The organism is Microcoleus sp. S36a_B3 (genome assembly GCF_036700745.1).
GTDB lineage: Bacteria > Cyanobacteriota > Cyanobacteriia > Cyanobacteriales > Microcoleaceae > Microcoleus.
This window is the reverse complement of sequence record NZ_JAUBPN010000002.1, coordinates 288,646-308,263: the sequence shown is the minus strand read 5'-3', so window position 1 is coordinate 308,263 and position 19,618 is coordinate 288,646. Positions and strand designations below refer to the sequence as shown.

The window sequence follows — 19,618 nt, the reverse complement described above, 5'->3', positions numbered from 1 at the left end:
ACTCCTTTAAAATGCTTGAATCCACTCTTTGACGTTGTACTCAGTCCAAATCCCATTGAGCCAATAAGGATCGGTTTCAACTAATTCTCGCACTGCCGTTTCGTCTGCAGCTTCGTAAATCGCAAAAACTTTTGTTAAGTCTTTTGTGGGGCCGATGGTAATCAATACACCCGATTCTTTTTGTTTAGCAAGTCCGGCTAGGTGCGCGTCTCGAAATGGTGCGCGTTTTTCGAGAACGTCTTCGCAGTAACTTCCCCACATTACATATTTGGTCACGGTTTTGAGCCTTGGATGAATTTGTTTAAAATTTATTGTACAATGAGTGTAGCAGGATTTAAAGATTTTTTTTGGATAAGATTGATTAACCGCAGAGGGCGCAGAGGGCGCAGAGGGAGAGAAGGAAAGAAGAGAGATTTTTGTTAGAGGGGATGAGGTAACTATGACTTTATTGGATATTCGGCTGCTGAATATTTATGAATATCACCGGATGGTTGAAGCTGGTATTCTTGATGGAGATGAACGGGTAGAATTATTGGCAGGGCAGATAGTAAATAAGGCTGCGAAAACTCCCCCACATTGTGCAGTGGTGAAACGTACAATGGAACTACTGCAAAAATCTTTGGGAAGTTTGGTATTTCTGAGTATACATGATTCTGTCCGACTGAATAATTACTCTCAACCTGAACCGGATATTTCTGTAGTGATACCAGATCCACTTTACTATGAAGACCACCATCCAACTCCTTCAGAAATTTATCTGATTATTGAAGTTGCAGATACTACTCTGAGAACGGATTGCGGCATAAAAGCGAAAATTTATGCTGAGTCGGGAATTGCAGATTATTGGGTTTTGGATGTTAATCATCGGCAACTTCACGTATTCCGAGAACCGAGTCAGGATGGTTATGAGAGTATAGTAGTTCTTGGAGATGATGCGAGTATTTCTCCTTTGCAATTTCCTAATTGTTGTTTTTTTGTATCGGAGATGTTGCGTCCACTAAGTTATTAATGTTATGTCTAACTTTTGAGGAATGAAGTCCTCAGTACAAACGTGGGATTTAGGTTCGCACTGAGGACTTTAGTTTTTCTTGAATGCGGAGGGTCGTCCTTACTACGAACAGTTAGCTTCTCAGACTAACGCCGAATTTCTCAACTAAAACATCGCGGACTTTTTGTTGGACTGGTTCGACATCTGTTTCGCTGAGGGTTCGATCGCCCGATCGATAAATCAACCGAAATGCTAAACTACGTTGTCCCGCCGGTACATTGTCGCCGCGATACTCGTCGAACAATTCCACCGAAGAAAGCAAACTACCAGCCGCCTTCTTCATCGCACTTTGCATCTCCACAACCGGAACCTCCATCGGTGCAAAAAAGGCAATATCCCTGTCAGAAGCGGGGAAACTCGAATAACCCGCGAATTTGCGAGTCGAATTGCTCGTTAGCGAAGCCCTCGTAGAGGATCGCCCTAACTCATCCAACAACACCGCCAAATCTAATTGAAACACGTAAACTTGTTCCGGCAAACTTTTTTCCTGCTGCAATTGCGGGTGTAACTGTCCGAAAACTCCTAACTGTTTCCCGTTTAACGATAGGGCGGCCGTGCGCCCCGGATGCAAGCGCCCATTAGACGAATCGCTGGCATATTCCACCGCCAAATCCAACCCTTGAAACACGCTTTCTAGGACACCTTTAGCCTCAAACCAAGTCAAAGGTCGATCGCGCCCGCCCTGCTGCCATTTCCACGCCGTCGGGTCGCCGCCAATAATCCCCGCAACGGCATCTGACTCTTTCATTACATCCCCGTCTTTCCAGAAAATGCGGCCTACCTCAAAACCGTTAAGCGCGCCGTTTCCCTGCTCCAAATTGTACCCAAAAGCATCAATCAAACCCGACAGCATCTCAGTCCGCAAAGCTGAATACTCAACAAACAGCGGATTAGCCAGCACAACCTGATTTTCTCCCTCGGTTTTCACCAAAGAATAGTGCATCAACTCCGTCAAACCAGCGGCTCGAAAAGCCGATCGCACATTCCGCACTTGCGCGTATTCTAGAGATAGATAACCCGGTTCTGTTTCGCTGGGTAAAGTATCGCAGAAATTGTCGTAACCGTGAAGTCTGGCCACTTCTTCAATTAAATCAATTTCCCTTTCTAAATCGCGGTAGCGGTAAGCAGGAACAGTTATCGCAAAAACCCGTGCTTTTTCAGTAGCAACAACTTCGCATCCCAAGGCTGTGAGGATATTTTTCACCTCTTCCGGTTCCAAATATTGACAACCGCCCGTTTCTCCTCTTTTTAACTGCCCTAAAACCTGATTAATTCGATCCAGACGCAATTCAATCGTCCGCGAAAAACTCAAATCTTCCCCGGAACTCGCCGTTTTCTGCACCGTCGCAGCACCGCCCGCCCACTGCAAAATTAGGGCAACAGCGCGATCGCACGCCGTCGTCAAAGCCGCCTGATTCACCCCCCGTTCGTAGCGGATCGAAGCCTCGCTGCGCAGGCCTTGAGCGCGGGCAGAACGGCGAATCGTTGCTTGGTCAAAAATCGCTGCTTCCAAGACCAAATTTTGAGTTTCTTCGTGAACTTCCGTGTCTTCGCCACCCATTACCCCAGCCAAGGCTACGGGTTTGTCGCTAGCAGTAATTAACAAATTTTGCGGTTGCAAATTGCGGTTTTGTCCGTCCAATGTTTTGAAGGATTCCCCGGTTTTGGCAAAGCGCACGCCGATGCTGACATCGGAATTACCTGTGAAAGATTGTAGCCGATCGCGATCGAAAGCGTGCAGCGGTTGTCCCCATTCCAATAAAATGTAATTAGTTACATCAACCACATTATTAATCGGCCGCACTCCCGCCGCCTGCAACCGCTGCTGCAACCAAGCTGGAGACGGTGCGATTTTCACACCTTCAATTTCCGTACCGATGTAAATCGGGCAGGCTTGCGGTTCCGATATTTCTACTGCTAAACCGGCGCTTTTTTTGTCCTCAATTGCAACACCACCGGCGGCGGGAATTCTCAAACTCGCCCCAGTCAGCGCCGCCACTTCCCGCGCCACGCCCACCATACTCAAAGCGTCTGCACGGTTAGCAGTTGCTGTTAAGTCTAAAATCACATCATCCAAACCCAAAAGCGGGCGAATATCGCTGCCCAATTCGGGATTTTCTAGTTCAAAAATGTGAATTCCGGCAGATTCTTTAGACAAGCCTAATTCCGCTAAAGAACAAATCATGCCTTCGGAAGGAACACCGCGCAATTTAGCAGGTTTAATTTTTAAATCAATTGTTGACAAAAAAGTGCCGACAACGGCGACGGGTACGTAAATATCTGCCCTAGCGTTGGGTGCGCCGCAAACAATATTCAAGGCTTCTGATTTGCCGACATCGACTTGACAAACTCTCAATTTGTCGGCGTTGGGATGCTGTTCGCAGGCGACTATTTTGCCCAATACTACGCCGTCGGCCCAAGTACGGCGGTCTTCAATTTCTTCGACTTCAAACCCGGCCATTGTCAGGGTTTCGGCTAATTCTTCTGGGGATATTGTCACATCGACCAATTCCCGCAGCCAGTTTAGAGAAATACGCATAATTTTGTCAGTAGTTAGTAGTCAGTAGTCATTAGTCAGTAGTCCGTAGTCAGTAGTCCGTAGCTAGTAGGGGCGGTGGATGGTGCGTGCCCGCCCTCTTAGTCTTAGTCGCCATTAGTCCGTGGTCCGTAGTCCGTAGTCCGTAGTTATGAAGAAAAATCAAAAATTCTGACGGATGCCTTCTGACGGATGCCTCCTGCATTCTACCTTCTGTTGAATGCCGTTTGATGACTCTGCAGTCCCAGAATCAATTATGGGAACCCCTTATCACACTTGTTAAATATTGTCAATACGATTGCGGTATAGATAAGCACAAAAGAGCGATCGGTCTAAAGCTTGATGGCGGCTGGCGGATGAGTAGCATTCTCATTCAGAACATGAGGTATGCTAGGGATATCTAACAACGCCAAAAGCACCTAAGTTTAGAAAGACTTTACACATAAAAGGGCAACTTTAGCAAGTCTTTAAACTATCTTCCAGAATGATCTACCGAAAAAACTCACAGCAGCGACATAATCAGAATAGAGAAGAGATATCGGCCTCAAAGACTTAGGTGCAATTCCAATTCGCAACCGGATGCACAGCCCGCCAGCAACTGTATAGATAAGTATTTCTAACAGAGGCGCTGTCAGGGAATTTGTGCAGTCGAGCGAAGCTGACAAAATCAGAAAAACATAGGCAAACTCAATCAATATGAGCTACTGCGTAAATCCCGGCTGTCCCAATCCTCAAAATCCTGCTGACTCTATTCTCCAGTGTCAGACGTGCGGCGCGCGGCTATTGCTGCGCGCTCGCTACCGAGTTATTGAACCTTTGGGACAAGGAGGTTTTGGAGCTACATTTCTGGCAAAAGACATTTCTTTACCCGGTCAACCGAGTTGCGTGGTTAAGCAATTGCGACCCAGCAGTTCGTCACCGCGAGTTTTAGAAATGGCGCGGGAATTATTCAAGCGAGAAGCGAAAACCCTCGGCCAACTGGGCGACCACCCGCAAGTACCGAGGCTGCTAGATTATTTTGAAATCGAGCGGCAATTTTACTTAGTTCAAGAGTATGTTAAAGGCTCGACTTTGAAACAAGAAGTCAAGCAATCAGGGCGTTTTAACGAATCAGACGTTAAAAATTTTCTATTAGAAATTCTGTCAGTAGTGCAATACATCCACAGCCAAGGAGTAATTCATAGAGATATTAAGCCGGCAAATATTATTCGCCGCAGTCAAGATAATCACTTAGTTTTGATTGACTTCGGTGCGGTAAAAGACCAAGTTAACCAAACGCTATTATTAGACCCCGCTGACCAAGGGGCTAACACGAAATTTTCAGTCGGCACGTTTAGTTTTGCTCCCCCGGAACAAATGGCGCTGCGGCCGATATTTGCCAGCGATATCTACGCCGTGGGAATGACTTGCTTGTACTTGCTGACAGCAAAATCGCCCAAGGATTTAGATTTCGATGCCGTAACTGGCGAAATTATTTGGCAGCCCCACGTTCAGTTGAGCCCAAGTTTTTCACGGATTCTTGAGAAAATGCTCAAGCCGCTAGTCGGCCACCGCTTTCAATCTGCTGCAGATGTCATCAAAGCTCTAAATGGCGAACATGAAGACGCTGACCTTTACAAGGGTTTAGCAACTGAATTCAACTCCTCTATCCGCACGGTGGAAGAACCGACGATCTTTAATGAAGAAGGTTCTTCGTGGTCGTCGCCGAAAAGCAAAATCAATGAAGATTTGCGAACAAACCACACTATTCGCGGTAGAACTGGATTCACCCAGTCTGGAAATACGGGGATGCAGCCGAGAGTTTCCCGTAGTCTGGCAGAGTCCGGCAGAACTTTCGGAACTGCGGCATTTTCCAACAGCAATTCAGCAGCGCCGAAGGTCACGAAAGCTGTTGTTAAGTGGGACAGCAGCAGCTTGCGAGCGGCATATTTTAAGGGGAAGCGCGATTTTGCTGACTGCGAACTGTCGGGTTTGCAACTGCAAAAAGCGCAGTTAGCGGGGGGAAATTTTTATCAGGCTAGATTGGTCAAGGCCAATTTGCAAGCTGCGGATTTGTCGGGTGCGAATTTGGGTCATGCGAGGTTCATTAATGCGAATTTGCGATCGGCAAATTTGACTGAAGCTTATTGCAGCACTGCTAATTTTGAATGCGCGGATTTTCGAGGTGCTGATTTGACGGGCGCTTATTTGAGTAAGGCGAATTTGCGGGGTGCAAATTTGTGCGGCGCGAATCTGACTGACGCTACAGTTAGCGATGAACAACTAGCAATGGCAAAGACAAACTGGTTGACTACTAAGCCGGATGGTAAGCGGGGTTTTGGATTTTAAGAAATCATTTGGCATGGGGCATGGGGCATGGGGCATGGGGCATGGGGCATGGGGCATGGGGCATGGGGCATTGGTCATTGGGCATTAGTCATTGGTCATTTGTTAGGGGTAATGGGTCATTAGTCATTGGTCATTACTAATTACTAATTTTCCCAATCTCCCCCTCTCCCAATCTCCCCCTCTCCCACTCTGCCAATCTCCCACTCTCCCCCTCTCCCAATCTCCCAATCTCCCCCTCTCCCAATCTCCCCCTCTCCCCCTCTCCCAATCTCCCAATCTCCCCCTCTCCCACTCTCCCCTCTCCCAATCTCCCCCTCTCCCAATCTCCCCCTCTCCCACTCTCCCCCTCTCCCAATCTCCCCCTCTCCCCCTCTCCCCCTCTTCCGACCCTCCTTCTCCCCCGCTTCCAACCCTCTCCCCTCTCCCCCTGTCAGGTGATTCCCTAGGAGGAAGTTCGATCGCCCGTCATCCGCCTAAATTAAAGAGTAGCAATGGAGGATTCGATCGCACAAACCATGAAACTGCTCAACCACCGCACTCGACTGCTTCTTTCCGCCGGCATCCTCGGCCTGGCCTACTTTGTCACCGGAAAACTCGCAGTGTCGGTACTGGGACTGGTAAAAGCCGAAGCCTCCCCGGTGTGGCCGCCCGCCGGTATTGCTCTGGCGACATTGCTGCTGCAAGGGCGGCGGATGTGGCCCGGAATTGCCCTCGGTTCGGTGCTGTTAAACTCAACCGCCGGAGCTAGTGTACCCTTCGCCGTCATTGTCACGTCAGCCTTTAGCGTCACCGTACAAGCGCTGGCTGGGGAGGCCGTGCTCAGTCGCAGCGGATTTTCTACTAAGCTCGATCGACTGCGGGATGTTATGGCTTTAGTAGCGGGCGCTGTCATCGGGTCTACTTTGGTGGGTTCTACCCTCGGCAATTTGGGCACTTGCATTTTTGGTTGGGCTCAGTGGAGCAATTTCTCTCGCAACTGGTGGACTACATGGCTCGGAGACGGTATGGGAATCTTGATCGTCACACCGGTGCTGCTGACTTTAAATCACGCCTTTAAAAGTTTTCATGTTTCAAGAAAAGATCGAAGTATTTCAAGTTTTTTAGCATTTTTTAACTGGGCAAATTACCGCTTGCCAATTACTAATTATTTATCAATATTTCATAACAAGAATCGCTATAAAGTACAAAATATACTTTTAAATTATTCAGAAATAGCTCTATGGCTAACTTTATTACTGAGTGTTAGTTCGATAGTTTTTTGCTCGAAAGCACAGGCGGCGAGCGCTCTGTATCCACTGGAATATTTGCCTTTTCCTCTGATAGTTTGGGCCGCTTTGCGATTTCGTCAGCCGGGAGCGATTTTTGCTTATTCGATCGTGTCTTATATCGCGATTTTGGGAGCGGTACAGGGAGGCGGCCCGTTTTTGGTCAGAAGCGAAAATCTGCAACAGGCGGTTTTATGTTTACAAGCTTTTACTGGTACGATCGCCCTTATGGCCCTGATGTTGGCTGCAGCCGTGGCTGAACGCGAGCAAGCGCTGGAGTTCCTGGGCCGCACGGCCGCTCTGTTGCGCGATCGCGAAGCCAGTTTAGCTAACGCTCAGCGCATCGCTCAGTTAGGAAATTGGGATTTAAATTTCACCGCCATCAAGCAGGCCGATCGTTACGAACAATCGGCAGAAAAAAATATATCATCCAATATCGAACTGCGATGGTCGGACGAGCTTTATCGCCTCTTGGGCTTGGTTCCGGGAACTGTCAAACCGACACCAGAAGTTTTTTTGCAAGCCGTACATCCAGAAGACCGAGAATTGGTGGCGCGATCGCAATGTCAAGCGATGTTTGAGCGCAAACCCTACTCCATTAACTATCGAATTGTGCTCCCTGACGGCGGAGTGCGCGCTGTCTGCGAACAGTCAGCAATTCACTCAAACATCATAGCCGCCACAGTCCAAGACGTTACCGAACGTCACCGCGCCGAAGCTGCTTTGCGGACATCCTCCGAGCGCGATCGGCTGCTTTCAGAAATGGCCCTGCGAATTCGCCACTCCCTCGACCTCGAAGAAATTCTCAATACTACTGTTGCCGAAGTCCGGCAATTTTTCAAGGCCGATCGCGCTTTCATCGGTATTATGGACGCAGGCGGGGCAAATCTTCCCAGCCCGGTGTACGGTAAAATTGTCGCTGAGTCTGTCGGTGTCCAATACCGTTCTATTGTGGGGCTGGTGCTCACTGACGAGAATCACCTCGAAGCGCAGAAAACTTTTTATGCTAACAACCGCGTCCGAATTGTCTCCGATGCTGCTACGGTGCAAAATGGCGATCGAGTTGTCCAATTATATAGCGACTATCAAATTCGGGCGACGTTAAATGTGCCGATCGTCCTCGGCGATGAACTTTTCGGGATCTTGGCCGTCAACCAGTGTTCTGGGTCCCGCCAGTGGCAGGAATTTGAAATTGATTTGTTAGAAAAACTCGCTACCCAAGTGGCGATCGCCCTCCAGCAAGCCGAACTTTTGCAGCAAGTAAAAGAACTCAATGCCAACTTAGAATCTCAAGTCGAAGAACGCACCAGCCAACTGCAGCAAAAAATGCACGAACTGCAAGAAAGCAACCGTCTCAAAGATTTATTTTTGCACGCAGTTTCTCACAATCTCCGCACTCCAGTGATGGGAATGTTGATATTGCTGAAAAATTTGCTCAACAAATCGTCCTGTGAGTCTCTACAGGATGTTCCGGTTTCGCGATCGATTTTGCAGCGCATCGTTCAGGCCAGCGAACACCAATTGACTATGGTTAATTCCCTCCTCGACGCTCACGCTAGCGAAGTAAAAGGTATTTTTATCCATCCCGAACCGCTGGAATTGCAGCCTTTAACTTCAGCAATTATTGCCGATTTAGCACCGATGCTAGCCAAAAATCAAGCAATCTTTACTCACAAAATTCCGCTAAATTTGCCGCTAGTATGTGCCGATCGCAAACACTTGCAGCGGGTGCTGGAAAATCTGCTAACTAATGCGATCAAACACAATCATCCGGGAGTCAATATCACTTTTAAAGCTGAGGTAATTGAATTTGAAAAAACGCTAAATTTTGAAGAAAATTCACAATTTTTAACATCTTCCAATAATCCGATCGCCCGCTGTATCGCTAACCAGATACCTGCTGCGGGCGATCGTCCGGGGATGCGCGACACCGCCCAGAAAAATCGGGAAACCCTGACCGAACTTCACCCCGAAAGCAGTTGTCAAATCCCCCCGTATCAGGCTCAAATTGGCAATATCGGCGACAAATTGCCCGAAGCTACCGTAAAAATGGTTCGCTGTACTGTAACAGATAATGGAGTAGGAATCAGCCCCAAACAGCAGGAATCTCTGTTTGAACTTTACGTTCAAGACCCCAATAGCCGACAATTAACAGGACTGGGTTTGGGACTTTACCTCTCCAAGCAAATTATCAAAGCTCACGGCGGCGAAATCGGTGTCGAGAGCACTCCCGGAGGCGGCTCGACTTTCTGGTTTTCGCTACCTGCTGTCATTCGATTTTAGATTTTAGATTTTAGATTTTAGATTTTGGATTAATTCCACGGATAAATTCGGGGGCTTGAGGATTTTAGATTTTAGATTTTGGATTAATTCCACGGATAAATCCGGAGGCTTGTACCACCTTTGAAATTCGCTTGTCAATTCGGGCGATCGATCTTTCCCAATTCTTTAATCTCTAATCTAAAATCCGCGCTTTCTCATCTTTCCTGAAAGTCGAGTCAAGCGACAACCAAAGCATAAGCGCAACGGGTAAGTTTTTCGACTCACAGTCAACAGTCCACAGCCAACAGTCAACAGTCAACAGTCAACAGCTAACAGTCAACAGTCCACAGTCAACAGCCAACAGCTAACAGTCAACAGTCCACAGTCACCTGACGGTGCAACCCGAATTAATATAATCTCAAATCTAAAATGGTATGAACTATTTGGGCAATGCAAAATCAGTTCAAGCGTTAACAGCTTACGAGGTGTGGCGCAATCGCTTCCTCCAAGATCGGCTGCGCCCTGCTGTCGGAATTGCCATCTTTTTTGCCTTGACAATAACTGTCTATTTTATGGGCGAAGCATTCTTCGTCCGCCAGGAATTTAAAAGTGTTTATTTGTACACTAGCGCTGCTGTAGAAATAGGTTTGCTGAGCTGTTTTGTGCTGCAAAAAACCTCCTTTGGACAGCGCTATCCCGGCTTGCTGTTTTTGGGATTTTCGTGGTCGCTGACGGTCATTATACAGCTTGGGTTAGCTGTAGCAGGATCCGGAGAATTACCGATTTTTACCTGGACTTTAGCGTTTCTGATCCAAGCTACGCTGATGCCCGTCCGCTGGCGACTTCACCTAATTTCTCAACTCGGCGTTTTGTGCTGCCACATCGGGATAAATTTGGTTTTAAATTTAAGTTTTGCTAAGTATAGTGCTTTTAGGCTGACCGGGTTTTACTTGTATTTATTTTGGTTTTGTTTGATTTGCGATTTGTCGGTTTATTGGTACGAATGTCTGCAACGAAAAGAGTTTAGTACCAGACGCAAGTTGGAATCTGCTTACCAACAATTGGAGGTGGCGGAGGCGAAGTACCGCAGCATTTTTGAGAATGCCGGCGAGGGAATTTTTCAAAGCACTCCCGATGGACGCTATATTACTGCAAATCCAGCTTTGGCGCGGATTTACGGCTGCAATTCTCCCGAAGAGGTGACGGCAAAATTTACTGATATCGATCGGCAGTTGTACGTCGATCCCGATCGCAGAAATGAGTTTTTGCGATCGATCGAGGAAAGCGGCACAGTATCGGATTTTGAATCTAAAATTTACCGCTGTGACGGCAGTATTGTCTGGATTTCCGAGAAAGCGCGGGCAGTACGAGATAGCAGCGGTTCCTTGCTTTATTATGAGGGTTTAATGGAGGATATCACGCAGCGCAAACAGGCACAAGAATCGCAGCGGTTGTTTATTCACGCTCTTTCTCACGACTTGCGAAACCCGGTAGCGGGAATGTTAATGGTGCTGAAAAATTGGCAAACAAAAACTGGAGATTCGATCGCAATTCCCCGTTCTGTTTTGGATCGGATGATTCAAGGTAGCGAACAGCAGTTGCGCTTGATCAATTCGCTGTTGGAAATTCACGCCGGAGAATTGGGCGGTTTGTTTCTGCATTGCGATCGGGTAGATTTGAGGGCGGTAGTGGAAGCAGCGGCGGCTGATTTGGAGCCTTTAATGAATGAGGCTCAAGCTACTTTTAAAAATTTAGTGCCGGATGATTTACCCGCCGTGAATGCTGATGCTACTCAGTTGTGGCGCGTGTTTTCTAATTTAATTTCTAATGCTTTGAAACACAATATGCCCGGATTAAATTTAACGGTTTTCGCTCAAATAATAACGGCAAAACAAATCAAAATTAATCAAAGCAAAACCAAACAAAATATAGAAAAATTACCCATTACTAATTACCAATTAGCAATTACTAATTCCCAAAATAGCATGATTTACTGTACGGTTGAAGATGACGGGGTGGGAATATTGCCGGAACAGTGCGAACATCTGTTTGACCTTTATGTGAGGGGTTATCAATCCCGACACTCGGTGGGTTTGGGTTTGGGTTTATATCTTTGCAGGCAAATTATTGGCGCTCACGGCGGGGAAATTGGGGTAATTAGCAGTCCCGGTGCTGGGGCAATTTTTTGGTTTACTTTGCCGCTGGCTGAGAATGGTAGTTGATTTTTTGGTATTTTTAACTAAATGCGATCGGTTTGTAGTCAGTCCACCGGACATGATATTACATAGCAGTTAGATTTCTCCTATGAGGTATCGATCGCTCAATCCCTCAATCTCCAATCTCAAATCGACTAATTTGTCACCTTTTTAAGAAAGGCTAGATCGGAGGGGCTTCTAACACGGTGACATCTACCAATGGTGTTGCCTTAAAATCTTCTTTCAACAAGCGAGTTTGGATGGCTCTGGTGAGATCGGTGCGAATTTGTTGAGCCGATCGCGTGACTTGTGGCTGACGCTGAACGTAAACTTGACACAGCAAAATATCATCCCCCGGATTGTCGGCTCTGGTGAAGCGAACGTTGGATTCTACCAGCTTGGCTGAATCGCTTTGCTTTACAACCTCCTGCAGTTGAGAATTTGCCCGTTGAGCGAGACTAGAACGCTGGAGGTTAGGCCGATTGGAAAATTGCCAGATCATTAATGCCGTGAGTACGATCGCACTAACTCCCACCGCCGCCGGGAACACACCGCGTTTCCCCCGCGCGTAGCGACTTCCTTGAGTCGATAGCCCAAACAGACGAAACATCAGCGCAGCAGCTAAATTAATGCCGCCGAGTTGCAGCAGCAGTAAAAACACGCCGTTGACGGCCAGATCCCAACGACCAATTGCCGCCCCCATGCCAATCAAACCAGCAGGGGGAGCTAGCGAAGCCGATACCAGCATTCCGGTAGCGGCTCCTGAAACCAAGCTGCTGCGATCGGACTGAACCAGGGATAGCGCTCCGGCGGCTCCGGCTGCAAGGGGAATCAGCACCGATACCGAGGAAATTTGGCTGCCATCAATCATCAAGCTGGTGGGGTTTTGCTGTTGCAGAATCAAACTCAACAATCCCGTAGTAACGATCGTGACACTCAGGGCCGCAAAGTAGCGTAAAATGCTGCGCCCCAAGAGTTTGAGATCGCCCCTTGCGGTAGCCAAGGCGGTATTCATGGCAGGCCCTGCAAACGGCGCCAGCAACATAGCGGCAACTAACAGGTAGCTGGTATTCGTGTATAAACCAATCCAAACAATGATTCCCGCGAAAAAGGCATAGCTAAGAAATCCTTTCCAAGAACCTGTACTCTGCAAACCAGCCAGAAAAATCTCGATCGGGCTGCGTTCCTCAACATTGGTAACTTGCTCTGCAGCGGCACTGGCTGGGGGATGCAGCGACATCACACCTGTGGGAAGCAGAGTAACACTTAAGTCCGGCAAATCTTCCAGTTTTCCGAGAAGTTCCTCAACCTCGCCATTAGAAACGTGGATCAGCACCAGATCCAGTCCTCGATCGACTCCCGTCGCTTCAATTTGTGCTAAGTTCGTGCCTTTACAGGCTTTCGCTATCTCTAAAACTGTTTTTCCAGAACCCCGAGGAACTTGTACAAATAGTTGGCGCATCGTCTTCACTCATCTGCTAATTCGATCGAGACCTTCTCTCTAGAGAAAGCAGCTTCAACAAATCCAGGCAAACCCGGAAAACCTAGAATGTTTAAGTTGAGACAAGCATTCTTCTAAGCGTGCTTGCGCTTCCTCACTGTTGAGGTTAACCTAGAAATATCTGTTAGAGATATCATAATAACATAGCCTTTCTCAGGTTTCTGGAGGTACGGATTTAGATACTTCGGAATCGCGATCGTAAAAGTTTGAGATTTGAGACTTCGCCGTCAGCGCCAGCATCGAAGGATTTTAGATTGGGGGGATTTAGAAATTGAAGAATTGTTAATTAATTAGATTTTTCCAATCATTCTTGTCGAGCCTGCTATTCATAGGCTTTGAGAGGATTCGTCTGTTGGGCAATACTTCACTCACTTGAGAATTGCTATATGTCTATTTGTTCTATTGATTTTATTTGAAAATAGTGTTATGATAAGCCCAATATTTTTATATTCAAAATATCCCTTCACATTGTCTCGATCGACAGCATTTAATCCATAAGATTGATCAAACATAAAATAAGTGTAATTTATGGTTGAAAAACACTCAGAAAATACAGCCAAAGACGATCCAGCTAAGCAGGATGTAGCTAAATATAACGAGCGGTCATTCTCAACCTTAATTCGAGCGATCCATCTTTCCCAAGGTTACTTTTCTTTCGTTTTAGTCAACTGCAACTCCCTGGAATTGCGGCAGCAAATAGTCGATCGCCTGCAAGCAACTTGTACCCATAAACCGCAGCAAATGCTGTTGTCAAAATCGGCGACAACTCTCTACACGACAATCGCAGCAGAAGTAGACAACAAAACGCCCCCAGCATTAATGATTCTCGGCTTGGAATCAGTGGAGTCGATCGATCGACTCCTCGTTTCTACCAACCTAGTCTGCAGCGAATTCAGCAACAAGTTTTCCTTTCCGGTCATCTTTTGGGTAACAGATGAACTTCTGAGAAAAATCATTCGCACCGCCCCAGATTTATACAATCGGATGACAACAATTAGATTTGTTAGTTGTTAGTTGTTGGTTGGTAGGGGCGGTGGATGGTGCGTGCCCGGCCTCTTAGTTATTAGTTAGTTGTTATTAGTTAGTTGTTATTAGTTAGTTGTTATTAGTTATTTGTTATTAGTTATTTGTTATTAGTTATTTGTTAGTTGTCAACAGCCAACAGCCAACAGCCAACAGCCAACAGCCAACAGTTAACAGCCAACAGCCAACAGCCAACAGTCAACAGCCAACAGCCAACAGTCAACCCTTAAACTCAGCTTCCCAAAGCCTGACTAACTCCCGCGCCGCCGCACTTCCCTCAGCCGGAAAACCGGGTAAAAAGTCTTTATCTGCAGCTACGTCATAGGGCCCTTCCTTGAACTCCAAAATCACAGTATCCGCAGCCAAAGCTACTAAGGTGTGAATAGTACCCTCGGGAAGTTCCACAGCGCGAGTGGGCCCGGCTGCACCCACTTGCAACGATCGCAAGATTTGACCGTTTTCGTTCAAAATAAGAATACCTACCGATCCTTGAATCACTACAAAAAACTCAAAACCGTTAACTGCAGGCGGGCGGAGGTGTCGGTGAGGGCGCACGTAGGTACCCGGTTGCAGCACGTTGACAAACCGCTGCACCTTTTCTGACAAATCGTGGAAATTGTAGTTTTGTCGCTGACGCGGGCTGCTGCGGGAGGAAGCTGTAACTTCGTCTAGCAATTCCTGCGTCAAGCACTTAATCGGAGGGGATTGCACAACAGATATCCTGTATTTAATACTTTGTAAACAAATGGGCTAGTCTGAGATCGTACTTACCAGCATCTCTTGACATATGAAAATCGCAAATCAGGTGCGTATCACTAAGGCAATGCGTTTGTCAAGTATTTTTAGAGCAAGTATTAGCCCGATCGCCTTTTCGACTATTCTAGTCTGCGCCTGCAGCGTTTCTGCTTCACAACCGAGGACGGCAGGACTGTTGGTGCAGCAACAATTGCCAGAGCAGCAAATTAAAGCAGAAATTCGCGATCGAGTTCAAGAAGAAGTTGACACTGCTTTCGGGCGCACGGCGACACTGCTAAACGGGCTGGTAATTGCTTTAACTTTGCTTCCGACAGCAGCCGGAGTCGGGGTTTGGTTTCTGTTTAATAAATTGTCCCAGCAGACAACAAGTGCTCGCCAAGAAATCGAAAGTCTCCATTACGATACCATCTCTCAATTAAAACTATTAATTTCCGATGCTGAAGGCATTTTAGGGGAAATTAAACACCAAAGTCACCAAGCGGATGCAGAAACAGACTTGTTATTGCCCGACGCCCAAATTCAAGAATTTACTCCGGTTAACTACGGCAATTACCAACAGTTATTGACGGCGGGAGACTATGCCAAACAGGGAGATGCTTGTTTCTTTGAAAACCGCTACGAAGATGCGATCGCAGCTTACAATCTCGCCCTGCAAATTCAGCCGGATTTAGCAGATACCTGGAACAACCGGGGAGTAGTGCTCACTAGAATGCAGCGCTATCCAGAGGCGATCGCCTCCTACGAACAAGCTACGACAATTCGCCCGCAGTATCCCGACGCTTGGAACAACCGAGGCGTAGTATTGTTGGAATTGCAGAAGTACCCGGAGGCGATCGGCTGTTACGAACAAGCCATCCAAGCCAAACCCGACTACGCCGATGCTTGGAACAACCGAGGCGTTGCTTTTTCCAAAATGCAGGAATACGAACAAGCAGTAATTTCCTACAATAAAGCCCTACAAATCAAGAATGATTATACTGACGCTTGGAACAATCGAGGCGTTGCACTCTCAAAACTGCAAAAATACGAAGCTGCGATCGCTTCCTACGACAATGCTGCTAAAATTCGACCAGATTTTTACAGAATATGGTACAATAAAGCCCGATGCTATGCGCTACAAGGTAAAATTGAATTAGCAATTGAAAATTTAAAGCGCGCCCTCAATCTCAATCCTAATTTGTGTAAACAGTTAGCAAAAACTGAAGCTGATTTAGAAAAAATTCGCGAACACGACGCATTCAAGCAGTTGATTAATTAATACCGTCTGGAACACCAACATTGAGAAACCGGATTTCTCTCGAAAAATCTTTGGTAGGATGCCAAACTAATCTAAGAAACCCGGTTTCTGGTTCTAGCGTCTGCTCTATAAATACTTCTGCAACAACAAACCCATTTTATCCTTGGTTCTGGCAGGCACTCGATCCAGCCGAGTCAGAATTGCATATTTCAAAGCTGAATGTGCATCAGATACTGGGGGATTTTCTGTTAGTCTACGGACTGTTTCTTGAATGACTTTTTGAGCATTCTCTGCATTGCGGTGCAAATTTGCTATTACCATTTCTACGGTTACGCTGTCGTGATCTTCGTGCCAGCAGTCGTAATCGGTGACTAATGCTAAAGTTGCGTAGGCAATTTCTGCTTCTCTGGCTAATTTTGCTTCGGGCAAATTTGTCATCCCGATGACTGTCGCCCCCCAACTGCGGTAAAGGTGGGATTCTGCTTTTGTGGAAAATGCGGGGCCTTCCATGCAGACGTAAGTGCCGCCCCGGTGCAGGGTAACATCGGGGATGTTTAAGGATTCGATCGCACTTGCCAACACTTTAGCCAATTCGCCGCAAATCGGGTCGCCAAATGTAATGTGAGCAACAATTCCTTCTCCAAAAAAAGTAGAATCTCGATTTTTTGTGCGATCGATAAACTGATCCGGCACTACCATATCTAAAGGTTTTGCCTCTGCTTTCAGAGAACCAACCGCCGACGCTGAGATTAAATACTCAACTCCCAAACTCTTCATTGCATAAATATTTGCCCGATACGGCACTTCTGAAGGCAAAAAAGTGTGGTTGCGGCCGTGTCTTGCCAGAAATGCCACGGGCGTACCGTCCAAGGTTCCCACAATTGCGGCATCCGACGGCGTTCCAAAAGGTGTATCAATTTTTACCTCTTCCACATCTTGGAGGGCTGCCATTTTATACAAACCGCTGCCACCGATAATTCCGATCTTTGCTTGTGCCATTTTTTACCTTCTGCCTGAGTTTCACAACAGTGATTATATCGGGCCACCGTTAAATTAGCTTGACACACTCCCGGGCCTGAAGGCGTGGGAATTCTAGGATACTAGCAAAGGATGCGGAGCAAGCCCCGTCTGACACCTTCTCTCCTACTAGACAATCCCCTGCCTAGTTGGATTTCTCCAAACAACCAGAACTGGTTTTCTTTCTTTAGGTCTGACAGACATTTTGAACCCCGGCTTTTACCCCTGGCAATTCTTTTTATACCAGTTGAACTGCTTCGACTACATTCTCGCGGTGCGTTTGAAATTTTACCTACCCTACTTCTGGGCAGAACCTCTTACCTCAAGTCTGTTGAAAAACTTGTATTGAATCTTACTACAAAATTTCAGGGATATTACGTAGTTCAATATTGCTTAATTTCCTTAGAGATAGAAAAGCTGTCGAGCTTATGACGGGGCTCTTACCCCAATTTTTCGGTAAATATTCTTAAACATTTCATCACAATAGTCACCAGACACACACTATAGAACGCATTTAACATCTATTCCCGACTTATTACCACAACTAGGTTTGGGCGAATCAGTAGAATCCTAGATTTAGGCTAGAATAGTTGCCCTGTAAGGAAGGATTTTACAAAAGATATCAAATGGATTCTATAATACTTTGGATACTACTCTAAGGTAAGCAACTAGCTATGAATATTTTTATACTCTCTTCACGGGGTTTATCATCTAGCGTTTTCTGGGACACAGTTTTTGAATTAGAAAATATTCTGGTACGAACCTGCAACGCAAAACTTTTGATACCATCGGGTCGGGACTTACTAAAGTGGTCATCCGAACTGCCTCCACTAGCTAATCGAATTGTCCGTAAAGCTATCAAGTCTACTACAGGTTTCTATAAGTTAGCCTCTTTTCCTGAATTGTCGAACAAATCCAATGTTTTACTGACTATTGGCATCTCAGGCTCAGATTTAGAACTACTATCAAGCATACCTAAGTGGCGGCAACGTTTTGATCTTGTTATCGGTTATGTGTTCGACGCCTGGGATCCTAATATTTACTCGAAAAATGTTTATCATTTAGATCGTTTATTTGTTGCGCTACCCGAAGTTATAGATGAACTCCAGCAATATTTTAACATCCCAGTATCGCTGCTGCCTTTTGGCGCTGATGTTCTTGGTCAAGGTTCGTGTCAAGTCAAACGTTCCATTGATTTAACTAGCTTTGGGCGGATACCCGAACAGTATCACAAGGCTTTTTTTAATAAATTCAATCAACCTGGTTCCGAAAAAATCTACTATAGATCGACACCCCGGAACCAAGTAAAATTTCCGAAATTGCCTTACGAAAAACGTCAAGATGAAGAAGATACTCTCCTACTATTTCATATTTTGAGAAATAGTAAAATTACCTTAGCATTTGACACGATATATCCTGGTATGCGTAAGTTTCCTTACTCATTTATTACGCTGCGGTGGTTTTACGGTGCTGCGACTGGTGGCGCGATTGTTGGGAAACGTCCAACTACACCTCTGTATGATGAGTTGCTGAACTGGGAAGATGCAACTATTGAGTTACCAGACAATCCACAAAAAAGTGTGGAGTTAGTTGAAGAACTTTTACAAGACACGCAGCGCCTTCAGTCGATATACAAACGCAACTATGTTGAGAGTTTAGCTCGTCACGATTGGAGATATCGGATTCAGAGTATGCTGGAGAAAGTTCAAATTCCCTTACCTCATCTGCTGGGTGAAGAATTATTGCAACTGAAAATGCTTCATAACAAGTTGGTCGCAAACTAGCTAGTTGTCAAAAAATAAAAGCTATAGATTTGAATAGTATTGAATTTCAACAGGATGACGCTTAACTTTACGGTGAATTTATCGCCGATATTTAGTAATAGTTTATTAGCGATGAATTCCCGAACGGAGTAGAGATAATTTTTTTTTATATAATGAGAAATAAGTGGATAATTTGAAAATTAACCCAGTGTTTATACGGGTCTTTACACTGATTCGTATTAATAAACAAAAAATTACAGATATCCATGTCAGGGAACAAATATGAAAATGGGAGGCAGACAAAACCCAATCTTTTTAATCTGTTTACAATTGTGTGAACTTCCTCAGCGTTCATAGAACCTGGCATAAAATTGTGAAACTCGATAGTTATTTGCTTAATATTGCGGAGCGTGGCATCGCTGATCGAGTTAAAAAGGGCTTGTTTGGTACCTTAAAATCTACTTTCAAGACATCAATTAATTCAACTTTATGGTTATTTAAAAAAGTGTCGAGTGTGATTCCCTCGACTGATATAATGTCATGTCCAGTCTAGTAAATTATAATCGTAATATTTGGTTTTTGTTGTCGAAATCAACCGGACATGATATAATTTGATGAAGACCGCTAACTGCTTAGTCGCTAACAATAGGGCATTTCTAATATTGTGAGAAATATAAATTTAGAGGC

12 protein-coding genes are annotated in these 19,618 nt (G+C 45.9%); 7 read left to right on the top strand and 5 right to left on the bottom strand.

The features are described 5' to 3' along the window. Window positions 1–6: 6 nt before the first annotated feature. Window positions 7–276, bottom strand: a complete 270-nt coding sequence (locus QUA01_RS03355; protein ID WP_333087574.1) for a YciI family protein — start codon at window positions 274–276, stop codon at window positions 7–9. A gap of 163 nt (window positions 277–439) precedes the next feature. On the opposite strand from QUA01_RS03355, the gene QUA01_RS03350 reads away from it, so the two are divergent. Next, a complete protein-coding gene (locus QUA01_RS03350) occupies window positions 440–1,009 on the top strand; it encodes a Uma2 family endonuclease (RefSeq protein WP_333087575.1) in 570 nt (189 codons plus the stop codon). A 112-nt stretch (window positions 1,010–1,121) separates the two neighbouring features. On the opposite strand, the gene pheT is transcribed toward QUA01_RS03350, so the two are convergent. Further along, window positions 1,122–3,587 carry a phenylalanine--tRNA ligase subunit beta gene (gene pheT / locus QUA01_RS03345; RefSeq protein WP_333087577.1) on the bottom strand — a complete coding sequence of 822 codons (2,466 nt, stop codon included), beginning with the start codon at window positions 3,585–3,587 and terminating at the stop codon, window positions 1,122–1,124. A gap of 693 nt (window positions 3,588–4,280) precedes the next feature. On the opposite strand from pheT, the gene QUA01_RS03340 reads away from it, so the two are divergent. The 3 genes from QUA01_RS03340 to QUA01_RS03330 all read left to right on the top strand — a co-directional run bounded on the left by QUA01_RS03340 (window position 4,281) and on the right by QUA01_RS03330 (window position 11,661). Further along, entirely contained in the window at window positions 4,281–5,912 is a 1,632-nt protein-coding gene (locus QUA01_RS03340; protein WP_333087579.1) for a serine/threonine-protein kinase, read from the top strand. Window positions 5,913–6,403: 491 nt separating this feature from the next. Further along, a complete protein-coding gene (locus QUA01_RS03335; protein WP_333087580.1) occupies window positions 6,404–9,460 on the top strand; it encodes a sensor histidine kinase in 3,057 nt (1,018 codons plus the stop codon). A gap of 413 nt (window positions 9,461–9,873) precedes the next feature. After that, entirely contained in the window at window positions 9,874–11,661 is a 1,788-nt protein-coding gene (locus QUA01_RS03330) for a PAS domain-containing sensor histidine kinase (RefSeq protein ID WP_333087581.1), read from the top strand. A gap of 154 nt (window positions 11,662–11,815) precedes the next feature. Here QUA01_RS03330 and QUA01_RS03325 read toward each other — a convergent pair whose 3' ends face one another. Next, window positions 11,816–13,096, bottom strand: coding sequence for a DUF389 domain-containing protein (locus tag QUA01_RS03325; protein WP_333087583.1), 1,281 nt, complete (start codon window positions 13,094–13,096; stop codon window positions 11,816–11,818). A gap of 567 nt (window positions 13,097–13,663) precedes the next feature. On the opposite strand from QUA01_RS03325, the gene QUA01_RS03320 reads away from it, so the two are divergent. Beyond that, complete coding sequence (locus QUA01_RS03320; protein WP_333087584.1) at window positions 13,664–14,149, top strand: hypothetical protein; 486 nt, start codon at window positions 13,664–13,666, stop codon at window positions 14,147–14,149. 228 nt (window positions 14,150–14,377) lie between these two features. On the opposite strand, the gene QUA01_RS03315 is transcribed toward QUA01_RS03320, so the two are convergent. Beyond that, a complete protein-coding gene (locus tag QUA01_RS03315) occupies window positions 14,378–14,869 on the bottom strand; it encodes a WbuC family cupin fold metalloprotein (RefSeq protein WP_333087585.1) in 492 nt (163 codons plus the stop codon). 94 nt (window positions 14,870–14,963) lie between these two features. On the opposite strand from QUA01_RS03315, the gene QUA01_RS03310 reads away from it, so the two are divergent. Next, on the top strand, window positions 14,964–16,172 hold the full coding sequence (locus QUA01_RS03310) for a tetratricopeptide repeat protein (RefSeq protein WP_333087587.1): 1,209 nt from the start codon (window positions 14,964–14,966) through the stop codon (window positions 16,170–16,172). A 105-nt stretch (window positions 16,173–16,277) separates the two neighbouring features. On the opposite strand, the gene QUA01_RS03305 is transcribed toward QUA01_RS03310, so the two are convergent. Continuing rightward, a complete protein-coding gene (locus QUA01_RS03305; protein WP_333087588.1) occupies window positions 16,278–17,150 on the bottom strand; it encodes an S-methyl-5'-thioadenosine phosphorylase in 873 nt (290 codons plus the stop codon). A gap of 692 nt (window positions 17,151–17,842) precedes the next feature. Between QUA01_RS03305 and QUA01_RS03300 the strand changes: the two genes are divergently transcribed. Next, the gene (locus QUA01_RS03300; RefSeq protein WP_333087589.1) at window positions 17,843–18,952 is read left to right on the top strand and encodes a glycosyltransferase; all 1,110 of its coding nucleotides are present in this window, start codon (window positions 17,843–17,845) and stop codon (window positions 18,950–18,952) included. Window positions 18,953–19,618: the final 666 nt, after the last annotated feature.